This window comes from Streptomyces sp. NPDC096339, from assembly GCF_044762985.1.
Taxonomy (GTDB): Bacteria; Actinomycetota; Actinomycetes; order Streptomycetales; family Streptomycetaceae; genus Streptomyces.
Genome location: NZ_JBIWFI010000053.1, coordinates 28,472 through 49,596, shown reverse-complemented (window position 1 = coordinate 49,596; position 21,125 = coordinate 28,472). Strand labels below are relative to the sequence as shown.

Here is a 21,125-nt window from a genome sequence, read left to right as displayed (position 1 = left end):
CGCGCGGCCGGGCACCTCCTCGGGCGTCGAACGTGCAGAGGCAGCGGACATGCACAACCCGGTTGCGTTCGACGCCCTGCGGGGGCGCCCCGCCGCACGCCCGACCCCGACGGCGCGGGGGGTGGCCCGACCCACGGCGGCGCTCAGCCGCACGCCCGACCCCGCCGGCGCGGGGGGTGCCCCACCCACGGCGGCGCCCCGCCGCACGCCCGACCCCGACGGCGCGGGGGGTGGCCCGACCCACGGTGGCGCTCAGCCGCACGCCCGACCCCGCCGGCGCGGGGGGTGCCCCACCCACGGCGGCGCCCCGCCGCACGCCCGACCCCGACGGCGCGGCGGTGCGCGGGCTCCGGCGTGGGCTCAGTCGTCCGCGAGGCCGGTGAGTACGTACGGCACCGTGACGCCCAGCCGGGCGAAGCCCAGCCGCTCCAGGATCGGGCGGCTGTCGTCCGAGGCGTCCACCTGGAGGTACGGGATGCCCAGCTCCGCCGCGATGCGCGCGCGGTGCGCCACCAGCAGCCGGTAGATGCCACGGCCCCGCCACTCGGGGACCGTACCGCCACCCCACAGGCCCGCGAACGACGTGCCCGGCCGCATCTCCATGCGGGCCGCGCTCACCGGGGTGTCGCCCGCCATCGCCAGCACCGCCGCGATGGTCTCCGGCTCGTCCCGCAGCAGGCCCAGCATCTGCTCCCGGATCAGCGGCCGCTCCGTCCCGAAGGCCCGCGCGTGGACCTCCATCATCAGGTCCACCCCCGCCTCGTCCGTCACCACCCGAAGGGTGATCCCCTCCGGTGGATCGACCGGCAGCAGCGAGAGCTCCGCGACCCGCCCGATCATCAGCGTCTCGGCCGGCTCCGGCACGAACCCGGCCGCCCGCAGCCGGTCCCCGAGGTCAGCCGGCCGGTCGTGGTCGTACAGCTTCCACTCGAACTCCGACGCCCCGCACTCCTCCGCGAACGCCACCTGCTCCGCGATCACGGCGTCCGCCGTCTCCTCGTCGAGGTCGGACCAGAGCACACCGCTCCAGCCGAGCCCCGGAATGATCTGCCGCACCACCGGCCCCACCCGCTCCACGCGCGCCTGCGCCGCGTCCGGCTGTGCGCCCTCGCGCATCTCCGCGTCGAAGCGGGCCCGCACCTTCACCAGTTCATCGTGATCCATGGTCATCACCCCAGATCACCAGTGTCGGACCGGCCCGCACAACTGCATTAGCCTCACCCCGTGAACCACGACTCCACCATCCACACCGGCAAGGCCGGCCCCGACGCGGCCGTCGACCGGGGCTGGCTCCTCGGCCACTTCAAGGACCCCGGCGATCCCCGTCACAGCGAGGACGTGGAGATCAAGTGGGGCGTCCACCCGAAGGGCGAGGCGCGGGAGCGGTGGGCGACCGCGGAGAAGCGGACCGCGCTGCTGGTCCTGATCAGCGGGCGGTTCCGGCTGGACTTCCCCGGGCGGACCGTCGTACTCGCCGAGCAGGGGGACTACGTGCTGTGGGGCCGCGGAGTCGACCACTCCTGGTATGCGGAGGAGGACGCCGTGGTCCTCACCGTCCGCTGGCCCTCGATCCCCGGCTACCGGGTGGACGAACCCGACGGTGGACCTGGCGACGCCGCACCCCTGTGACGAAGCACACGAAACGGGCCAACGATCACGAAACGCTGCGATCGTTGCCTTGTAGACCATCTCGGCGCGCCCAGGGGTGACCCCCCGAACGCGCAGCCGGGCCTTCACGAGTTCCAGCGTTCTTTGCGACGGGCCGCCCCCGGTAAAGATCCGAACCACCAGGGAGCACGTCCGTTGGCAGCAATAGCACGGTGGTGCATTCGCCACCGTCTCCTCGCCGTCCTGATCTGGCTGCTCGCCCTCGGTGCGACCGCGGTGGCCGCCGGGACCGCGGGATCGGCGTTCTCCAACGACTACGAGGTGCCCGGCACCGAGTCCGGCAAGGCGCACGCACTGCTGCGCGAGGGCTTCCACGGCCAGGGCGGCGACACAGACACCATCGTGTGGCGGGCCCCGGACCATCACAACGCCCGCACCCCGGACATCGAGCAGCGCATGACCCGCGCGCTCGACACCATCGCCGGTCTCCCCGGCGTCGGGTCGGTGAGCAGCCCTTACGGCCCCGGCCCCGAGAGCGGCGCCCAGATCAGTTCCGACGGGCGCACCGCCTATGCCGTGGTGACCTTCGACCGGCAGGCCGACTCCGTACCCAAGGCCCAGGCCAAGGCCGTGGTCGACGCGGCGAAGAACCCGGCCACCGAGAGCGGCGGTCTCCAGGTCGAACTCGGCGGCCGCGCCATCGGCCTGACCGAGGCCCCCGCCACCCATCTCGCCGAGGTCATCGGCGTGGTCGTGGCGGCCCTGGTTCTCTTCCTCGCCTTCGGCTCGCTCGCCGCGAGCCTGCTGCCCATCGCCACCGCCCTCGTCAGCGTGGGCACCGCCTATTTCGGGATCACGCTGCTCGGGCACGCGATGGCGGTCGCCGACTTCGCCCCGATGCTCGGCACGCTCATCGGCCTCGGCGTCGGCATCGACTACGCCCTCTTCATCGTCACCAGGCACCGCAAGGCACTCGCCCGGGGAGTCCCGGTCGAGGAGGCGGCCGAGAACGCCGTCGCCACCACCGGCCGTGCCGTCGTCTTCGCCGGAGCCACCGTCTGCATCGCCCTGCTCGGCATGCTGGTCCTGCGGCTGAACTTCCTGAACGGCGTCGCGATAGCCGCCTCCGTCACGGTCGTCCTGACGGTCGCCGCCTCGGTCACCCTGCTGCCCGCCCTCCTCTCCTGGATCGGCATGCGCGCCCTGTCGCGCCGCGAACGCCGCAGGCTCGCCGCCGAGGGCCCGCTGCCCGAACAGACCACGGGCTTCGCCGTCCGCTGGTCCGCCTTCGTGGAGCGCCACCCGAAGCTGCTCGGCATCGTCGCCACCGCCGTGATGGTCGTACTGGCCCTGCCCACGCTCTCGCTGCACCTCGGCACTTCCGACCAGGGCAACAACCCGGCGACCTCCACCACCCGGCAGGCCTACGACCTGCTGGCGGACGGTTTCGGCCCCGGCAGCAACGGCCCGCTCACCGTCGTCGCCCGCCTCGACGGGGCCGCCGACCGCCTCGCCGTGGGGCACCTGGCGGAGGCGCTCGGCAAGACGAAGGGCGTCGCCTCCACCGGCCCCGCCGTCTTCAACCGCAGCGGCGACACCGCGGTCATCACGGTCGTCCCCGACTCCGCCCCCCAGTCCCGGGCCACGAGCGAGCTCGTCGACCGGCTCCGCGAGGACGTGGTTCCGCGCGCGGAGCACGGCAACTCCATGGAAGCTCACGTCGGCGGCGTGACCGCCGGCTACGACGACTTCGCCGAGGTCGTCATCGGCAAGCTCCCGCTCTTCGTGGCGGTGGTCGTCGCCCTCGGCTGCGTCCTCCTGCTGCTGGCCTTCCGCTCCATCGGGATCCCGCTCAAGGCGGCGGCCATGAACATCGCCGCCGTCGCCTCCTCCTTCGGAGTCGTGGTCGCCATGTTCCAGTGGGGCTGGGGCAGCGAGCTGCTGGGCCTGGGCAGTGCGGGCCCCATCGAACCCTTCCTGCCCGTGATCATGGTGTCCGTCCTGTTCGGACTGTCGATGGACTACCAGGTCTTCCTCGTCAGCCGGATGTACGAGGAGTGGCTGGAGACCGGCGACAACAAGCGAGCCGTCCGCGTCGGCCTCGCGGAGACCAGCCGGGTCATCAACTCGGCGGCCGTCATCATGATCTCCGTCTTCCTGGCCTTCGTGCTCAGCGGCGACCGCATCATCGCCATGTTCGGCATCGCGCTCGCCGCGGCCGTCGCCCTGGACGCCTTCGTGCTGCGCACCCTCCTCGTCCCGGCGCTGATGCACATGCTCGGCGGCGCGAACTGGTGGCTGCCCGCCTGGCTCGACCGACGGCTGCCCAGGATCAGCATCGAGCCGCCGGAGCACCACCCGCATGGGAAACTTCCGGCACAGCGGCCGAGCGAAGACAGCGCGGAGCCGGCTGACTCTGTACCCGTGTCCAGCTGACCAGCCGTAAGGACTCAACTCATGTTCGCGATAGACCTGGCCGAAGACGCCCAGCTGAGGCCCCTCGAGGTGTGGCACGCCAAGGAATTCCTCGCCCACATCGACCGCGGCCGCGAATTCATCGGTCAGTACGTGGGTTTCCCCGACCGGGCCACCGACCTGGACTCGGCGCGCGAGCTGCTCCGTTCGAACGCGGAGAAGGCGGCGAACGACGGCACCCGGTTCTTCGGCATCTGGGTCGACGACACCCTCGTCGGAGGGGTGCTCTACCCGGCCTTCGACGCCGCCACCGGCAACTGCGAGGTCGGCTGCTGGCTGGAGCCCTCGGCGGCCGGACGCGGACTGGTCACCGCCGCCTGCCGGGTGCTCATCGACTGGGCCTTCAACGGGCGCGGCATGCACCGCGTGGAGTGGCACGTCGCCACGGGGAACAAGAAGAGCATCGCCGTCGCCGAGCGCCTCGGCCTCACCCGTGAGGGCGTGATGCGCGAGAACCACCTGCACCGGGGCGTCCGCCAGAGCACCGAGGTCTGGTCGGTCCTCGCCCACGAGTGGCCCGGGGCCCGGCCCGCCTGAGGCACGCGTCCGTACGGGCCCCGCGGACCGCGGGGCCCGGGACGGCCATGACCAGCGGATTCTCAGAAAACTCTCAGACAAGGCACCTACGGTGCCCCGCATGGACACCACCAAGACCCCCGACGCCCCCGAGGCGGAGACCACCCCGGCCGACCTGACCAAGGCCGAACCCGCCGTCGAACCCGCTGCCGGGCTCGCCGACGCCGAGCCCGCCACCGCCGAGCTCGCCGACGAGGACCTGAACGACGAGGAGTTCGCCGACGAGGAGGCCGCGGCGGAGGAGCCGGGCCACGTCGGAGCCGCGGCCTTCGGGATCGTGGCAGCGGGCCTCGGCGCCGTGGCCCTCAGCGGAAGCTGGATCGGCGGCATAGTCGCCGAACGCGCCCGCGTCACCAGCCAGCTGAAGCTCAGCCAGGCCGCGGACGTCAACGCGCAGATCGCCGCCCAGTTCGTCGACCCGTGGCACACCACCGCCCTGGTGAACGGCATCTTCTCCGCTCTCGCCCTGATCATCGGGATCCTCGCGCTGGCCCTGCCGGCCCTCGCCTCCCCCCAGCGCACCCTCCCCGCCTGGGTCCGCTCCGTCTCCTGGGCGGGCGTAGCGCTCGGCGCCGTCGGCGTCCTGCTCTTCGTCCTCATGTACTTCGACCTCCTCCTCACCATCCCGGCTCCGGCGATGAGCTAGGCACCGCCCCACCACCCGCTAAGCACGGCCTTAGGCGTCCTCGGCCCGACTGAGGGGCCTTGGGCCCGGGACTAAGGCCCCCTGCCCCTCCCGGATGCGGCATGCGACCGATGTGCCGGTACCCCCTGGGACGCGAAGCTTGGATCACACCGAACGAGGTGACCGGGAAACGCAACCAGGGAGTACGAGATGTTCGAGTACGAGATCGCCACCGCCCGCAGCGCCGACCTCATTCGCGAGGCCGACGAGTACCGCCTGATCCGGGAGGCCAAGAAGGCGCGGCGCGCCTCCTCCCGAAGCCGGGAAACCGAGAGGGCGGTGAGCGCACACCGGAGCCGCTTCACCCGCGCCGCGTGACCCGCGCCGCGACACGCGTGGACTGACACGTCATGAGGAGCGCACCGATAACAAGTGCCGCCCAGCAGCACGGATGTGCGATGCTCGGCGACGTGGAGACCAGATCTGTCAGCCCGGTGTTCGTCGGCCGCGCCGACGAACTGGCCGTACTCACCGACGCACTGACGCGAGCCGCCGGCCAGGAGCCGCAGGCACTGCTCATCGGGGGAGAGGCGGGGGTCGGCAAGACCCGCCTCACGGAGGAGTTCCTCTGCGAGGCCGCCCGCCGCGGCGCCGTCGTCGCCGTCGGAGGCTGTGTGGAGATCGGGGCGGAGGGCCTTCCCTTCGCCCCGTTTTCGACGGCCCTGCGCAGCCTGCACCGGGCACTCCCCGAGGAGCTGGCCGCCGCGGCCGCCGGCCAGGAGGACGAACTCGCCCGGATCCTCCCCGAACTCGGAGACACCCCGCGCGGCCCGCACGACGAGGAGAGCACCGCCCGGCTCTTCGAACTGACGGCACGGATGCTGGAACGGCTCGCCGCCGACCGCACTGTCGTCCTCGTCCTGGAAGACCTGCACTGGGCGGACACCTCCACCCGGCACCTGCTCTCCTACCTCTTCCGCACCCTCGCCGGCGGCCGGCTCGTCGTCGTCGCCACCTACCGTGCGGACGACGTCCACCGCCGCCACCCGCTGCGCCCGCTCCTCGCCGAACTGGACCGGCTCCGCACCGTCCACCGCATCGAGCTGCCCCGCTTCAACCGCGCCGAGGTGCGCCGCCAACTCGCGGGCATCCTCGCCTCCCAGCCCGGGGAGGACTTCGTCGACTCCGTCTTCGAGCGGTCCGACGGCAATGCCTTCTTCGTCGAGGAACTCGTCGCCTCCCACGAGAGCGGATGCCGCGCCGGGCTCACCGAATCCCTGCGCGACCTGCTCCTCGTCCGCGTCGAGGTCCTCCCCGACGAGGCCCAGCGAGTGGTCCGCATCGTCGCCGAGGGCGGATCCACCGTCGAGTACCCGCTCCTGCGCGCCGTCGCCGGGCTGGGAGAGGACGCGCTGATCGACGCGCTGCGGGCCGCCGTCGGAGCCAACATCCTGCTCGCCACCCCCGACGGCGACGGCTACCGCTTCCGCCACTCGCTGGTCCGGGAAGCCGTCAGCGACGACCTGCTGCCCGGCGAACGCGCCCGCGTCAACCGCCGCTACGCCGAGGCCATGGAGGCCGACGGCTCGCTGATCCGCGCCGAGGAGCGGGTCATCCGGCTGGCCAGCTACTGGTACCACGCCAACGACCCCTCCCAGGCGCTGCCGGCCGTACTGGCCGCCTCCGTGGCCGCCCGCCGCCGGCACGCCTACTCCGAGCAGCTGCGCCTGCTGGAGCGCGCGATGGACCTGTGGGACAGCGTCCCGGAACAGGTCCGCGAGGAGCTCCGCCCGGCGGACTACACCGATGTGTACCCGCCGTGCGGCTGCGACCCGGACACCCCGCTCCAGCGCCTCGACCTGCTGGCCGAGGCGACCGTGGCGGCCCGCTACGGCGGGGAACGGGAACGCGCCCTGAAGTTCTGCAAGACGGCCGCGCGCATGCTGGAGGACGGTCACGACCCACTGCGGGCCGCCTGGTTCTGGACCGAGCGCTCCCGGCTGGTCGCGAGCCTGGGGCGGGGCGACGGCTGGGACGAGATCGCCAAGGCCCAGGAACTGGTGCAGGGGCTGCCCCCGTCCCAGGTGCACGCCGAGGTCCTCGTCCGGGCCGCGGGCTGGGGCATGCTCCACGACCCCGGCCCCGGCAACATCGTCGCCGCCGAACGCGCCGTCGAGTACGCGCGGATGGTCGGCGCCGAGGACATCGAGCTCAACGCGCGGATCACGGTGGGCAGTCTGCTCACCGACTCCGGCGGCCGCGAAGGGGGCCTGGCCGAGCTCCACGCGGTCAGGGAACGGGCCACGGAACTCGGCCTCATCGTGCTCGCAGGACGTGCGCATATCAATCTCACCTCTCAGCTGGAAGGAATGGGCCGGTCCCGCGAAGCCGTGGAACTGGCCGAACAAGGGGCCGAACTGGTCAGGAAGTCCCGGCTGCTGGACGCCGAGGCCTGGATCCGCGGCAACATGGCGGAGAGCCTGTACGGCCTCGGCCGGTGGGACGAGGCCGGCGAGGCCGCCCAACGCGCCCTCCGCGTCGGGCAGAGCGCGGGCCCCCGAGGCTCGGCCGCGGCCCGGCTCGCCTATCTGGCACTGGGACGAGGCGAGTTGACGGAAGCGACCCAGCAGCTGGCCGCGGCCCAAGCCCACTTCGGCACCCACGACATCCAGCCCCAGCACCGGATACCGCTGTACCACCTCGCGGTCGGCGTCGCCGCGGGGGAGGGCCGCATCGCCGACGTCCGCGCCGAGACGGCCGCCGCCGTCGCCTACGGATTCCCGCTCGGGCAGCACCGCTACGCCTGGCCGGTGCTGCTGGCCTCCGCCACCGCGGAGGCCGACGCCCGGGGACTCCCCGCGGCCGAAGCCGGCCGGGAAGCCGCCCTCGACGTCCTGCGCGAGGCAGCCCGCCGCCTGTCGACCCCGACCCCGGTGTGGTGCGCCCACGCCGAGTACGTACGCGCCGAACTGCTGCGAGCCGAGGCCCGGGACACCGTCGCCGACTGGACCGCCGTCGAGGAGGCCGTCCGCCCGCTGGAACGCCCGTACCTGCTGGCGAGCGCACGCCACCAGCTCGCCGAGGCCCTGCTGGCCGCCGGCGGCGACCGGGAGCCCGTGACCGCCCTGCTCCGCGACGCCTACGCCACCGCCGACCGGCTCGGCACCCGCCGCTTGCGCGAGGACCTGGCCCTGCTCGCACAGCGCGCCCGGATCTCCCTCACCGCGGCCGACACGCCCCCGGCGATCCCCGCCCCGCAGACCGACCCGGTCGAGGAGCTCGGCCTGACCAGTCGCGAACGGGACGTACTGCGCCTGGTGGCGGCCGGCAGCACCAACCGCAAGATCGCCGAGGAACTCTTCATCTCCCCGAAGACGGCGAGCGTCCACGTCTCGAACATCCTGGCTAAGCTGGGCGTCGCAGGCCGGGGCGAGGCCGCCGCCCTCGCCCACCGGCTGAGGCTCTTCGCCCCGCCCGTGCCGGTCACCGCCCGGACGGAGGCTCCTCTTCGAGGCGTATGAGCACCTTGCCGGAGTCCAGGTCTATCGGACCCTTCCCCGGGTCGCCGTCATTGACGTCGACCCGGGAGAGCTCCAGCCGCTTCTTCTCCTCGTCCGTGTGCCTGCGGCTCGGACTGAACAGCTCCTCGATCATGTTGAACACCGTGCCCACCGTGCCTTCCCCGCCGGTCCGCGCCTCGGCCCGGGCCGGCTATTGCACCGTCAGTGTCAGAATCCTGTCGTCGCCCGCCTCCGGCGACCCGCGCCCATCGGTCTCGCTCGTGACCAGCAGCAACCTGTCCCCGCCGAGCGCCACCACCGTGCGCAGCCGGCCGTACTTCCCCTCGAGGAACGCCTCGGGCGCCGCGATCGGTTCCGCTCCGGCCAGCGGGATCCGCCACAGCCGCTCGCCCTTCAACGCGGCCATCCATATCGAGCCCTGCGCCCACGCGATCCCGCTCGGCGAGGCCTCGTCGGTCCGCCAGACCGCCACCGGATCCCGCATGCCCGGCCTGCCCGCCTTCCCCTCCGCCTCCGGCCACCCGTAGTTCGCGCCGGGCTCGACGAGATTCAGCTCGTCCCACGTGTTCTGCCCGAACTCGGCGGCCCACAGCCGCTTGTCCTTGTCCCACGCGAGGCCCTGCACATTGCGGTGCCCGTAGGAGTAGACGACGGAATCGGGTTCCGGATTGCCGTGCACCGGTTGCCCGTCCGGCGTCATCCGCAGGATCTTGCCGCCCAGCGACTTCTTGTCCTGCGCGAGCGCACCGTCGCCGGACTCGCCCGTCCCCGCATAGAGCATCTTGTCCGGGCCGAAGGCGATCCGGCCGCCGTTGTGGATCGTGCCCTTGGGGATGCCCCGGAGCACCGTGTCCGGAGCGCCCAGCTGCTGACCGGGCGCTCTGTGCTCGTCATAGCGCATCCGTGCGATGCGGTTGTCGGACTCGGTCGTGAAGTACGCGTACACCAGCCGGTCCGAGGCGAAGGACGGCGACAGCGCGAGGCCCAGCAGCCCGCCCTCCCCGCCCGGCGCCACCCCCGGTACCTCACCGATCTCGGTCACCGCGCCCGAGCCCACCGAGACCCGGTTGATCGTCCCCTTGTCCCGCGAGGCCACCAGCAGATCCCCGCCGGGCAGCGGGGCCACGCCCCACGGAGTCTCCAGCCCCTTGGCGATCTCGCCGCTCACCGTCACCGAGCCCTTCGCCGGGGGACCGGAGGCCGCCGGAGGGCCGGACGGACTCCCCGACGGGCCCGGTGACCCCGGGCTCGCGGCCGTCGTGCCCGGTGGGGAGCCGCTCGGCCCCGCCCCGGCCCCTCCCGGCGGCGAGCACCCGGCCGCCAGCAGGGCGCCGCACCCGGCCGCCACCGCGGCCACCACCATGCTCCGGCGCCGCGCGCCCGCGCTCCCGTACGTCCCCGATCCGTATCGCATCGCCCTGCTCCCCTCCCGTGCGCCACTCGTGCCCTACACCTGTCTCAACAGCTTCGGCCGTACCCCGAGTTCCACCCTTCGTACACTCGATCGAGTGGTCGTCGCGCCGTTCCGCGGAGCCCGTCAGTCCCAGGCTCCCACCGCCGCAGGCAGCGCCGCGATCTCCTCCAGGTCCCCCGCCGAGAGCCGGACCTCCGCCGCCAGCGCGTTCTCCGCCGCCCAGTGCGACCGGTCCGCCCCCGGCACCGGCACCACCTGCGGCCCCTGCGCCAGCACCCACGCCAGCGCCACCTGCGCCGCGGTGACCCCGTCCCCGTGTCGCAGCGCCACCCGCCGCAGGCCCGCCACCAGCCCCTGGTTCGACGCCATCGCATGCGCCGTGAACCGGGGATGCCTGGCCCGCACGTCCTGCGACTCGAAACCCTCGCCCGGCGTCAGCGTCCCCGTGAGGAACCCGCTGCCCAGCGGCATCGCCGCCAGGAACCCCACCCCGCGCGCCTCGCACCACGGCAGGAGCTGCCACGCGGCCTGCGGCGACCACACCGACAGCTCCGCCTGCACCGCGCTCACCGGGAACACCTGCTGCACCCGCTCCAGGTGCGCCAGCGTCGTCCGGTACGCCCTGTCCCCGCGCCGCCCGGCCCCCGGCCCGGCACCCGCGCCCAGCGCGCAGAACCCCAGCGCCCGGACCTTCCCCGCACCCACCAGCTCGGCCATCGCCCCCCAGGTCTCCTCCACGGGCACCTCCGGATCCACCCGGTGCAACTGGTAGAGGTCTATGACGTCCGTCCGCAGCCGCCGCAGCGAGGCGTCGCACGCCCGCCGCAGATAGCCGGGCCGCCCGTCGGCCACCACGTGCTGATCACCCGCGCGCAGCCCCACCTTCGCAGAGACGAAGGCCTCGGAGCGGCGCTCCCGCAGCACGCGCCCGAGCAGCAGTTCATTGGTGAACGGCCCGTACACATCGGCGGTGTCCAGCAGGTTCGACCCCAGGTCGAGCGCGGTGTGCACGGCGGCCAGCGATTCCTGCCCCCGCCGCCGCGAAGGCGCGTACGCCCAGCTCATCGGCATGCAGCCGAGGCCCACGGCCCCCACCGCCAGCGCCCCCGCCCCGATCGACCTGCGCTCCACCCCTGGGTCCCCCTCCCGCTCCGGCAAACAAACTAACGGCTTGATCGCGATGGCTTGGCATAGCCTCGTGATCATGAGCTCAAAGACCGGGGACGTCTGGCTCCCCTTCCCCGCCGACGAGATCGCCGGCCTGCCCGACTCCTTCCGCTACCGCCTCTGGGACGGCGAGGAGACCTTCCCGGCCGACCCGGCCGACTGCGTCTTCTACGTGACCCCGTACATGAAGTCCGCCGAGGTCACCGTGCGCCCGCTCGCGGCCATGCAGGCCCTGGAGGTCGTGCAGACCCTGACCGCGGGCATCGACCACGTGCTGGGCGGCCTCGGAGACCTGCGACCCGGCGTCCGTCTGTGCAACGCCGTCGGGGTCCACACGGCCAGCACCGCCGAGCTCGCCCTCACCCTGACGCTCGCCTCGCTGCGCGGCATCCCCGGCATGGTCCGCGGCCAGGACGGCGAGGAATGGCGCGGCGGCTTCTACGACGCCCTGGCGGACAAGTCCGTCCTGATCGTCGGCTACGGATCGATCGGCTCGGCCATCGAAGACCGCCTGGCGCCCTTCGAGTGCGGGCCGATCACCCGCGTCGCCCGCTCCGCGCGGACCGCTCCGCGCGGCCCCGTGCACGCCCTCGCCGACCTGCCCGGACTCCTGCCCGGCGCGGACGTGGTGATCCTCGTGACGCCGCTGACCGATGCCACCCGGGGCCTGGCAGGCGCCGAATTCCTGAGCCGCATGAAGGACGGCGCCCTGCTGGTCAACGTCTCGCGCGGCCCGGTCGTCGACACGAAGGCCCTGCTGGCCGAGCTGGAGTCGGGCCGGCTCCGCGCCGCACTCGACGTCACCGACCCGGAACCGCTGCCGGCCGGCCACCCGCTCTGGCATGCTCCGAATGTCCTGATCACCCCTCATGTCGGTGGCAGCAGCTCGGCGTTCGAACCACGGGCCAAGCGCCTGCTGGCGCGTCAGCTCGGCCGGTTCGCCGCCGGGGAGCCCGTGGAACACACGGTGCTGATCACCGAGTGACGCCGGGCGCCCGCGCCGCGTTCCCGCGGATGCCCGGAGGGCGCCGCAACTCCCGTATTGGTGACGGAGAGTAGAGAACCTATGTCGCTGAGTGACGAAAGTGGTGTATCGTCCGGAAGAAGGGGCTGCGCCACGAACGTCTGGCGCTGGGGAGTGATCGGACACTTTGGGGGGCGACGGGCGATGTACGGCCAATGGACGAAGGATCCGATGCGGCAGGGCCGCCGGAGGCGACGCTGCCGAGACTGGGCTGCACCGGAACCAGCGGGCGAGGGGGAGCGGTGAGTGCCCCGGGGGCGGCGCTCCTGAACCGGCCGCCCGTCCCGCGGGGCGGAGGCGGCCGGGTGGTGGCCGTCCAGGTACTCCTGGCCGTGGTGTGGTGCGGCTACGCGGTGGGCGCGGGCCTCGGCTGGGGCGGCAGTGAACTCGCCGACACCATGGGCGACTTCGGCCTCGCCGCCGCGGCCTTCGTGGCCGCCGGATCCTGCTACCAGTACGCGCGCACCCATGCGAACCGAGACCGGCTCGCCTGGGTGCTCTTTGCTCTCTCGTCCCTGATGTCGGCCTGCGGCAACGCGGTCTGGGGCTGGTACGAGGTCGTCATCCACGAGGAGATGCCGAGCCCGTCCCCGGCCCAGTTCTTCTTCCTCTGCTTCGCGCCGCCCGCCATCGTGGGCCTCCTCGTCCTCGCCAAGCGGCCCGTCACCCGCGCGGGCTGGGTTTGCCTCGCCCTCGACTCCTGGCTGATCGCCGGCTCGCTGCTCACCCTGTCCTGGAGCCTGGCCCTCGCGAAGGCGGCCCGTTCCCACAGCGCCGGCAGCGTCGCGGGAGCCGCGCTCGAACTTGCCTACCCCCTGTTAGACATCGCGCTCGTCTCCATGGTGCTCGTGCTGCACTTCCGGCGCTCCGCGACCAACCGCTCCGCCATCAACACCGCCATCGCGGCGCTCGCGCTGACGGTGCTCTGCGACGCCATCTTCACCTCGCCGCTGCTGAAGGAGACCTACCGCTCCGGGCAGCTCCTCGACGCCGGATGGTTCGCCGGATCCCTGCTGCTCGCCTACGCGCCCTGGGGCGCCCGCCGGATCGGTGCCGTCCACGAACAGGCGGAGCCCCGCGGCCCGCGCCCCGTCAGCCGCCCGATCGCCCGGTCGCTGCCGGCCCTCACCCCGTACCTCGCCGCCGCCGTCTGCACCCTCGGCATCCTCTACAACGTGCTGGAGAGCCGCAGCGTCGACAAGGTGGTCGTCGTCACCGGCTGCACGGTCGTGCTCGCCCTCGTCGTCCGACAGGGCATCATGCTGCTCGACAACATCGCGCTGACCCAGGAACTGGCCCAGAAGGAGAACCACTTCCGCTCCCTGGTCCAGGGCTCCAGCGACGTCATCATGATCGCCGCGCCCACCGGCACCCTGCGCTACGTGAGCCCCGCCGCCGCCGGGGTCTACGGCCGCGACGCCGAGGAGCTGGTCGGCACCGAGCTCGCCACGCTGATCCACCCCGACGACCTCGGCCGGGTGGTCCACGAGGTACGCCGGTTCCTCGCCGCACCGCCCGCCGAGGAGCCCACCACCCGCATCGAATGCCGCTTCAAGTCGGGTACCGGCGAGTGGCTCAACGTGGAGTCCACCGTCAACCGCCACCAGGGCGGACTCATCCTCAACAGCCGTGACGTCACCGAGCGCGTCCGACTCCAGGCGCAGCTCCAGCACAGTGCCGAGCACGATCCGCTGACCGACCTGCCCAACCGGGCCCTGTTCACCCGCCGCGTGCGCCAGGCGCTGACCGGCCGCCGGGCGGGGGACCACAGCACCGCCGTGCTCTTCATCGACCTCGACGGTTTCAAGGCGGTCAACGACACCATCGGCCACCAGGCCGGCGACGAGCTGCTCATCGAGGCCGCGCGCCGGCTCCAGGACTCGGTGCGCGCCGGGGACACGGCCGCCCGCCTCGGCGGCGACGAGTTCGCCGCGCTGATCCTCGGCGATGGGAACCGCGACCGCAGCGCCCGCGAGTACCAGGTCCACGAGATCGCGGACCGGCTGCGCACGACCCTCTCCCAGCCGTACCGGATCGCGGGCAGCGAGGTCCGGGTCGCCGCGAGCATCGGCGTGGCCTTCGCCGACCCCGGGATCACCCCTTCGGACCTGATGCGCAACGCGGATCTCGCGATGTACCGGGCCAAGGCCGGCGGCAAGGACCGCGTGGAGATGTACGCCCCCCAGATGCAGGCCGAGGTCGTACGCAAGGCCGAGGTGGCGGGGCGGCTGAGGACCGCGCTCCACGAGGGGGAGTTCGCCCTGCTGCACCAGCCCGTGGTCTCGCTGGCCACCGGTGAGATCGCCGCGGTGGCCGCGCAGGCCCGCTGGCGCTCCGCGCAGGGGATCCTCTTCACACCGGCGGAGTTCCTCCGGGTCGCCGAGTGCGGCGAGGGCGCCGCGGGCGCCGCCGGCCCGGACGCCTCCCGCACCGCCGAGCTGGGGCGCTGGCTGCTGGAGCAGGCCGTCGAGGAGGCCGCGGACCGGCACCGCGCCGGGCACGACGTGCCCGTGGCCGTCCGGATGACCGCCCAGCGGCTGCTGGACCGCGCGGTGCCGCTGGGCTCCGTGGAGGCCCTGCTCACCAGGCACGGGCTGCCCTCCGGGGCCCTCGTCCTGGAGCTGGCCGTCTCCGACCCCAGGGTGCCGTTCGACGACCTGGAGCGCCGCCTGACGGCCTTGCACCGACTCGGTGTGGGAATCGCCCTGGACGGCTTCGGAAGCGGCTACGCGGCCATCAGCGCCCTGCGCCGGCTGCCGGTGGACATGCTCAAGCTGGACCGGGGTCTGGTGGAGGGCGTCGTCGAGTCCTCCCGGCTGCACAAGATCACCGCCGGCCTCCTGCGGATCGCGAACGATCTCGGCATGCGGTCGGTGGCCGACGGCGTGGACCTGCCCGAGCAGGTGATGACCCTGCGCGCGATGGGCTGCACGCACGGCCAGGGAATGGCCTTCTCCGGCCCGCTGGACGAGTACCGGCTGCGCCGCGCGCTCGTGCGAGGTACGTTCCCAGTACCGGGCGGAGCGGTTCAGCCGGCCCTGGCCGGTGGTTCCACAGCGGGCTCCATGGTCATCCACAGAGGCTCACATAATGAGACGGCCGTCCCACCTACTTGACATCAACCTCCCGCCAGAGGGAAGGTCGGTGCCATGCGCACCCGAATTCTCGTACTTGGAAAGCGCGTCGGCTGAAGCCGGGACCAGCATGTCCCCGCTGAACGCACCCGACGCGCTCCCCTCGCTTGCCCAACGGCACGAGGGGTTTTTTGTTGCACTGGCACAGAGCCGAATCCCGTAAAACCCTCAGCTTCGAGAAGAGAATGCCGATGACCGAGCAGGCCTCCGGGGCCCACCATCCGCAGCCGCGGCCCCGTTCCGGCGGACAGCAGTCCGCCGCAGTTGAGCACGTCACGGGCGCGCAGTCCCTCATCCGCTCTCTCGAAGAGGTGGGGTGCGACACCGTTTTCGGCATCCCGGGCGGCTGCATCCTCCCGGCGTACGACCCGATGATGGACAGCAAGAAGGTCCGTCACATCCTGGTCCGGCACGAGCAGGGCGCGGGCCACGCGGCGACCGGTTACGCGCAGGCCACCGGCAAGGTGGGCGTGTGCATGGCCACCTCCGGTCCCGGTGCGACGAACCTGGTGACGCCGATCGCGGACGCGCACATGGACTCCGTGCCGCTGGTCGCGATCACGGGTCAGGTCTCCTCGAAGGCGATCGGCACGGATGCCTTCCAGGAGGCGGACATCGTGGGCATCACGATGCCGATCACCAAGCACAACTTCCTGGTCACCAAGGCCGAGGACATCGCGAAGACGATCGCGGAGGCGTTCCACATCGCCGCGACCGGTCGCCCGGGCCCGGTCCTGGTCGACATCGCGAAGGACGCCCTCCAGGCGCAGACCACCTTCTCCTGGCCGCCCAGCCAGGACCTGCCCGGCTACCGGCCGGTCACCAAGCCGCACGCCAAGCAGATCCGCGAGGCGGCCAAGATGATCGCCGCCGCCAAGCGGCCGGTCCTCTACGTCGGCGGCGGCGTCATGAAGGCCGGCGCCACCGCCGAGCTGAAGGTCCTCGCCGAGCTCACCGGCCTCCCGGTCGTCACCACCCTGATGGCCCTGGGCTCGATCCCGGACACCCACCCGCAGAACCTCGGCATGCCGGGCATGCACGGTGCGGTCACCGCCGTCACCGCGCTCCAGAAGTCCGACCTGCTGGTCGCGCTGGGCACCCGCTTCGACGACCGCGTCACGGGCAAGCTGGACAGCTTCGCCCCCTTCGCCAAGGTGATCCACGCGGACATCGACCCGGCGGAGATCGGCAAGAACCGTGCCGTGGACGTCCCGATCGTCGGGGACGCCCGCGAGGTCATCGCCGATCTGATCCAGGCCGTCCAGGCCGAGATCACCGAGGGCAACACCGGCGACTACGCCGCCTGGTGGAACGACCTCAACCGCTGGCGCGACACCTACCCGCTGGGCTACGACCTGCCCGAAGACGGCACCCTGTCGCCGCAGCAGGTCATCGAGCGGATCGGTCAGCTCGCGCCGAAGGGCACCATCTACGCGGCCGGCGTCGGCCAGCACCAGATGTGGGCCTCGCACTTCGTGAACTACGAAGAGCCGCGCACCTGGCTGAACTCGGGCGGCGCCGGAACCATGGGCTACGCGGTCCCGGCCGCGATGGGTGCCAAGGTCGGCATGCCGGACCGCACGGTCTGGGCGATCGACGGCGACGGCTGCTTCCAGATGACCAACCAGGAGCTGGCCACCTGCGCGCTGAACGACATCCCGATCAAGATCGCGATCATCAACAACGGTGCGCTGGGCATGGTCCGCCAGTGGCAGACCCTGTTCTACAACCAGCGGTACTCCAACACCGTCCTGCACGCGGGCGAGACCGGGCACGACACCGTCGGTTCCCAGCTCGGCGAGTCCATCGCCCCGCGCATGGGCACCCGCGTCCCGGACTTCGTCAAGCTGTCCGAGGCGATGGGTTGCGTGGCGCTGCGCTGTGAGGACCCGGCCGACCTGGACAAGGTCATCGCCGAGGCCAACGCGATCAACGACCGCCCGGTCGTGGTCGACTTCATCGTCCACGAGGACGCCATGGTGTGGCCGATGGTCGCCGCCGGCACCTCCAACGACGAGGTCATGGCTGCCCGGGGCGTGCGTCCCGACTTCGGCGACAACGAAGACGACTGAGCCGAGAGAGCCGAGAGAGAGAACGCCTCACATGTCCAAGCACACGCTCTCCGTCCTGGTCGAGAACACGCCCGGCATCCTCGCCCGGATCGCCGCGCTGTTCTCCCGCCGCGGGTTCAACATCGACTCCCTCGCGGTCGGTGTCACGGAGCACCCCGACATCTCCCGCATCACCATCGTCGTGAATGTCGAGGACCTCCCGCTCGAGCAGGTGACCAAGCAGCTCAACAAGCTGGTCAACGTGCTCAAGATCGTCGAGCTGGAGCCGCACAACGCCATCGAGCGCGAACTCGTTCTGGTGAAGGTCCGCGCCGACAACGAGACCCGCTCGCAGATCATCGAGATCGTCCAGCTGTTCCGTGCCAAGACGGTCGACGTCTCTCCGGAGGCCGTCACCATCGAGGCCACCGGCGGTGCCGACAAGCTCGGCGCGATGCTCAAGATGCTGGAGCCGTTCGGCATCAAGGAGCTCGTCCAGTCCGGCACGATCGCCATAGGGCGTGGCGGCCGGTCCATCACGGACCGCAGCCTGCGGGCGCTCGACCGCACCGCCTGACGCGTCGACACGTCACGTTCGCATAGCGAGACCGAAAACTCAGATTCCGTTCCCCGCCGTACGGTGGGTGCAACACCAGCGCACCAAGGAGATATCCCAGTGGCCGAGCTGTTCTACGAGAACGACGCCGACCTGTCCATCATCCAGGGCCGCAAGGTCGCGGTCATCGGTTACGGCAGCCAGGGCCACGCCCACGCGCTGTCGCTCCGTGACTCCGGCGTCGACGTCGTCGTCGGCCTGAAGGAGGGCTCGAAGTCCAAGGCGAAGGCCGAGGAGCAGGGCCTGAAGGTCGTCCCCGTGGCCGAGGCCGCCGAGTGGGCGAACGTCATCATGATCCTGACCCCGGATCCGTTGCAGGCCGAGATCTACGAGGAGTCCATCAAGGACCACCTCAAGGAGGGCGACGCGCTCTTCTTCGGCCACGGCTTCAACGTCCGCTACGGCTTCATCAAGCCCCCGGCCAACGTGGACGTCGCCCTGGTCGCCCCGAAGGGCCCGGGTCACCTGGTCCGCCGCCAGTACGAGGAAGGCCGCGGCGTGCCCTGCATCGCCGCCGTCGAGCAGGACTTCACCGGTTCCGCCTTCGACCTGGCCCTGTCGTACGCGGCCGGTATCGGCGGTACCCGCGCCGGTGTCATCAAGACCACCTTCACCGAGGAGACCGAGACCGACCTGTTCGGTGAGCAGGCCGTTCTCTGTGGTGGCGCCTCCGCGCTGGTGAAGGCCGGTTTCGAGACGCTGACCGAGGCCGGCTACCAGCCGGAGATCGCGTACTTCGAGTGCCTGCACGAGCTGAAGCTCATCGTCGACCTGATGTACGAGGGCGGCCTGGAGAAGATGCGCTGGTCGGTCTCCGAGACCGCCGAGTGGGGCGACTACATCACCGGCCCGCGCGTCATCACCGACGCCACCAAGGCCGAGATGAAGAAGGTCCTGGCCGAGATCCAGTCCGGCGAGTTCGCCAACACCTGGATGGCCGAGTACAAGGCCGGTCTGCCCAAGTACAACGAGTACAAGAAGGCCGACTCGGAGCACCTGCTCGAGACCACCGGCAAGAAGCTGCGCAAGCTCATGAGCTGGGTCGACAGCGACGAGAGCTGATCGGATGAGCGGCGGGGCCGGGACACTGCGTCCCGGCCCCGCCGTGCATGGCCGGACGGGCCGACAAGGCCCGGCTTGTCCAACGCGGCCAACCACGGACGGGTGATCCTTCCGTACAGGCGGAAATCCGGTCCGCTGCCGCCACTACACTCTCAACACATACGCGTCAGGCCCACAGTGTCGTGCGTCTTCCACGCGGCTACCCCCTCCACCGCCTGCGGCCGTCGGGACGGCCGTCCGCACTGGACTTGTGAGGACCCACGTGAGCTCGAAACCTGTCGTACTCATCGCCGAAGAGCTGTCGCCCGCGACCGTCGAGGCGCTCGGCCCGGACTTCGAGATCCGGCACTGCAACGGCGCTGACCGCGCCGAGCTGCTGCCCGCGATCGCCGACGTCGACGCGATCCTCGTGCGCTCCGCCACCAAGGTCGACGCCGAGGCCATCGCCGCGGCGAAGAAGCTGAAGGTCGTCGCCCGTGCCGGCGTCGGTCTGGACAACGTGGACGTCTCCGCCGCCACCAAGGCCGGCGTGATGGTCGTCAACGCCCCGACCTCGAACATCGTGACGGCCGCCGAGCTCGCCTGCGGCCTGCTCGTCGCGACCGCCCGCAACATCCCGCAGGCCAACACCGCCCTGAAGAACGGCGAGTGGAAGCGGAACAAGTACACCGGCGTCGAGCTCAGCGAGAAGACCCTCGGTGTCGTCGGCCTGGGCCGCATCGGCGTCCTGGTCGCCCAGCGCATGTCGGCCTTCGGCATGAAGGTCGTCGCGTACGACCCCTACGTGCAGCCCGCGCGCGCCGCCCAGATGGGCGTCAAGATGCTGGCGCTGGACGAGCTCCTCGAGGTCGCCGACTTCATCACCGTGCACCTGCCCAAGACCCCCGAGACCCTCGGTCTCATCGGGGACGAGGCCCTGCACAAGGTGAAGCCGTCCGTTCGCATCGTCAACGCCGCGCGCGGCGGGATCGTGGACGAGGCCGCGCTGTACTCGGCCATCAAGGAGGGCCGCGTCGCCGGCGCCGGCCTCGACGTGTACGCGAAGGAGCCCTGCACGGACTCCCCGCTCTTCGAGCTCGACCAGGTCGTCTGCACCCCGCACCTCGGCGCGTCCACGGACGAGGCCCAGGAGAAGGCCGGTATCGCGGTCGCCAAGTCCGTGCGCCTCGCGCTCGCCGGCGAGCTCGTGCCGGACGCGGTCAACGTCCAGGGCGGTGTCATCGCCGAGGACGTGCGCCCCGGCCTGCCGCTCGCCGAGAAGCTCGGCCGCATCTTCACCGCCCTCGCGGGCGAGGTCGCGGTCCGCCTCGACGTCGAGGTCTGCGGCGAGATCACCCAGCACGACGTGAAGGTGCTCGAACTCTCCGCCCTCAAGGGTGTCTTCGAGGACGTCGTCGACGAGACGGTCTCCTACGTCAACGCCCCGCTGTTCGCGCAGGAGCGCGGCGTCGAGGTGCGTCTGACCACCAGCTCGGAGTCCCCGGACCACCGCAACGTGGTGACCGTCCGCGGCACCCTGTCGGACGGTCAGGAGGTCTCGGTCTCCGGCACGCTCGCGGGCCCGAAGCACCTTCAGAAGATCGTCGGCGTCGGCGAGTACGACGTGGACCTGGCGCTCGCCGACTTCATGGTCGTGCTGCGCTACACCGACCGCCCCGGCGTGGTCGGCAAGGTCGGTCAGCTGCTCGGCGAGGCCGGTCTGAACATCGCGGGCATGCAGGTCGCCCGCGCCGAGGAGCACGGTGAGGCGCTCGCCGTCCTCACCGTCGACGCCGAGGTCCCGGCGAACGTCCTCGCGGACATCGCCACCGAGATCGGCGCGGTCTCCGCGCGCACCGTCAGCCTCGGCTGA

General features: G+C 71.6%; 16 protein-coding genes. 12 read left to right on the top strand and 4 right to left on the bottom strand.

Features of this window, described 5'->3' with window-relative positions:
• Window positions 1-360: 360 nt before the first annotated feature.
• Entirely contained in the window at window positions 361-1,164 is an 804-nt protein-coding gene (locus ACIQ5Y_RS37720) for a GNAT family N-acetyltransferase (protein WP_403891348.1), read from the bottom strand.
• Between the two features lie 60 nt (window positions 1,165-1,224).
• Here ACIQ5Y_RS37720 and ACIQ5Y_RS37715 point away from each other — a divergent pair, with 60 nt between their 5' ends.
• The 6 genes from ACIQ5Y_RS37715 (at window position 1,225) to ACIQ5Y_RS37690 (ending at window position 8,805) form a co-directional block, all read left to right on the top strand.
• Window positions 1,225-1,629: a signal peptidase I gene (locus ACIQ5Y_RS37715; protein ID WP_403891345.1), complete on the top strand. Its 405-nt coding sequence runs from the start codon at window positions 1,225-1,227 to the stop codon at window positions 1,627-1,629.
• A 174-nt stretch (window positions 1,630-1,803) separates the two neighbouring features.
• Entirely contained in the window at window positions 1,804-4,044 is a 2,241-nt protein-coding gene (locus tag ACIQ5Y_RS37710) for an MMPL family transporter (protein WP_403891342.1), read from the top strand.
• A gap of 21 nt (window positions 4,045-4,065) precedes the next feature.
• On the top strand, window positions 4,066-4,620 hold the full coding sequence (locus ACIQ5Y_RS37705) for a GNAT family N-acetyltransferase (protein WP_403891340.1): 555 nt from the start codon (window positions 4,066-4,068) through the stop codon (window positions 4,618-4,620).
• A gap of 100 nt (window positions 4,621-4,720) precedes the next feature.
• Window positions 4,721-5,305, top strand: a complete 585-nt coding sequence (locus tag ACIQ5Y_RS37700) for a hypothetical protein (RefSeq protein WP_403891337.1) — start codon at window positions 4,721-4,723, stop codon at window positions 5,303-5,305.
• Between the two features lie 189 nt (window positions 5,306-5,494).
• Window positions 5,495-5,662, top strand: coding sequence for a hypothetical protein (locus tag ACIQ5Y_RS37695; RefSeq protein ID WP_403891334.1), 168 nt, complete (start codon window positions 5,495-5,497; stop codon window positions 5,660-5,662).
• A gap of 80 nt (window positions 5,663-5,742) precedes the next feature.
• The gene (locus ACIQ5Y_RS37690; protein WP_403891331.1) at window positions 5,743-8,805 is read left to right on the top strand and encodes an AAA family ATPase; all 3,063 of its coding nucleotides are present in this window, start codon (window positions 5,743-5,745) and stop codon (window positions 8,803-8,805) included.
• Here the strand turns inward: ACIQ5Y_RS37690 and ACIQ5Y_RS37685 are convergent.
• The 3 genes from ACIQ5Y_RS37685 to ACIQ5Y_RS37675 all read right to left on the bottom strand — a co-directional run bounded on the left by ACIQ5Y_RS37685 (window position 8,768) and on the right by ACIQ5Y_RS37675 (window position 11,350).
• Window positions 8,768-8,956 (bottom strand): DUF6191 domain-containing protein, encoded by a 189-nt coding sequence (locus ACIQ5Y_RS37685; RefSeq protein ID WP_403891328.1) that lies wholly within the window; start codon window positions 8,954-8,956, stop codon window positions 8,768-8,770. The two genes, ACIQ5Y_RS37690 and ACIQ5Y_RS37685, sit on opposite strands and share 38 nt — an antisense overlap.
• Window positions 8,957-8,995: 39 nt before the next feature.
• Window positions 8,996-10,219 carry a PQQ-dependent sugar dehydrogenase gene (locus ACIQ5Y_RS37680; RefSeq protein WP_403891325.1) on the bottom strand — a complete coding sequence of 408 codons (1,224 nt, stop codon included), beginning with the start codon at window positions 10,217-10,219 and terminating at the stop codon, window positions 8,996-8,998.
• Between the two features lie 123 nt (window positions 10,220-10,342).
• On the bottom strand, window positions 10,343-11,350 hold the full coding sequence (locus ACIQ5Y_RS37675) for an aldo/keto reductase (RefSeq protein WP_403891322.1): 1,008 nt from the start codon (window positions 11,348-11,350) through the stop codon (window positions 10,343-10,345).
• Window positions 11,351-11,423: 73 nt separating this feature from the next.
• Between ACIQ5Y_RS37675 and ACIQ5Y_RS37670 the strand changes: the two genes are divergently transcribed.
• The 6 genes from ACIQ5Y_RS37670 (at window position 11,424) to serA (ending at window position 21,125) form a co-directional block, all read left to right on the top strand.
• Window positions 11,424-12,371, top strand: coding sequence for a 2-hydroxyacid dehydrogenase (locus ACIQ5Y_RS37670; protein WP_403891319.1), 948 nt, complete (start codon window positions 11,424-11,426; stop codon window positions 12,369-12,371).
• Between the two features lie 281 nt (window positions 12,372-12,652).
• The gene (locus tag ACIQ5Y_RS37665) at window positions 12,653-15,526 is read left to right on the top strand and encodes a putative bifunctional diguanylate cyclase/phosphodiesterase (RefSeq protein ID WP_403891317.1); all 2,874 of its coding nucleotides are present in this window, start codon (window positions 12,653-12,655) and stop codon (window positions 15,524-15,526) included.
• Window positions 15,527-15,729: 203 nt separating this feature from the next.
• A complete protein-coding gene (locus ACIQ5Y_RS37660; protein WP_403891315.1) occupies window positions 15,730-17,616 on the top strand; it encodes an acetolactate synthase large subunit in 1,887 nt (628 codons plus the stop codon).
• Window positions 17,617-17,647: 31 nt separating this feature from the next.
• Window positions 17,648-18,172 (top strand): acetolactate synthase small subunit, encoded by a 525-nt coding sequence (ilvN, locus tag ACIQ5Y_RS37655; RefSeq protein ID WP_376656536.1) that lies wholly within the window; start codon window positions 17,648-17,650, stop codon window positions 18,170-18,172.
• Window positions 18,173-18,271: 99 nt separating this feature from the next.
• Window positions 18,272-19,273 (top strand): ketol-acid reductoisomerase, encoded by a 1,002-nt coding sequence (gene ilvC, locus ACIQ5Y_RS37650; RefSeq protein ID WP_403891311.1) that lies wholly within the window; start codon window positions 18,272-18,274, stop codon window positions 19,271-19,273.
• A gap of 262 nt (window positions 19,274-19,535) precedes the next feature.
• On the top strand, window positions 19,536-21,125 hold the full coding sequence (serA, locus tag ACIQ5Y_RS37645; protein ID WP_403891308.1) for a phosphoglycerate dehydrogenase: 1,590 nt from the start codon (window positions 19,536-19,538) through the stop codon (window positions 21,123-21,125).

What these genes read in the sequence shown, in the direction of transcription:
- ACIQ5Y_RS37670 (WP_403891319.1), top strand. Translation starts at nt 11,424, where the DNA reads ATGAGCTCAAAGACCGGGGACGTCTGGCTCCCCTTCCCCGCCGACGAG.
- ACIQ5Y_RS37695 (WP_403891334.1), top strand. Translation starts at nt 5,495, where the DNA reads ATGTTCGAGTACGAGATCGCCACCGCCCGCAGCGCCGACCTCATTCGC.
- ilvN (WP_376656536.1), top strand. Translation starts at nt 17,648, where the DNA reads ATGTCCAAGCACACGCTCTCCGTCCTGGTCGAGAACACGCCCGGCATC.
- ACIQ5Y_RS37705 (WP_403891340.1), top strand. Translation starts at nt 4,066, where the DNA reads ATGTTCGCGATAGACCTGGCCGAAGACGCCCAGCTGAGGCCCCTCGAG.
- ACIQ5Y_RS37720 (WP_403891348.1), bottom strand. Translation starts at nt 1,164, where the DNA reads ATGGATCACGATGAACTGGTGAAGGTGCGGGCCCGCTTCGACGCGGAG.
- ACIQ5Y_RS37680 (WP_403891325.1), bottom strand. Translation starts at nt 10,219, where the DNA reads ATGCGATACGGATCGGGGACGTACGGGAGCGCGGGCGCGCGGCGCCGG.
- ACIQ5Y_RS37690 (WP_403891331.1), top strand. Translation starts at nt 5,743, where the DNA reads ATGCTCGGCGACGTGGAGACCAGATCTGTCAGCCCGGTGTTCGTCGGC.
- ACIQ5Y_RS37700 (WP_403891337.1), top strand. Translation starts at nt 4,721, where the DNA reads ATGGACACCACCAAGACCCCCGACGCCCCCGAGGCGGAGACCACCCCG.
- ACIQ5Y_RS37660 (WP_403891315.1), top strand. Translation starts at nt 15,730, where the DNA reads ATGCCGATGACCGAGCAGGCCTCCGGGGCCCACCATCCGCAGCCGCGG.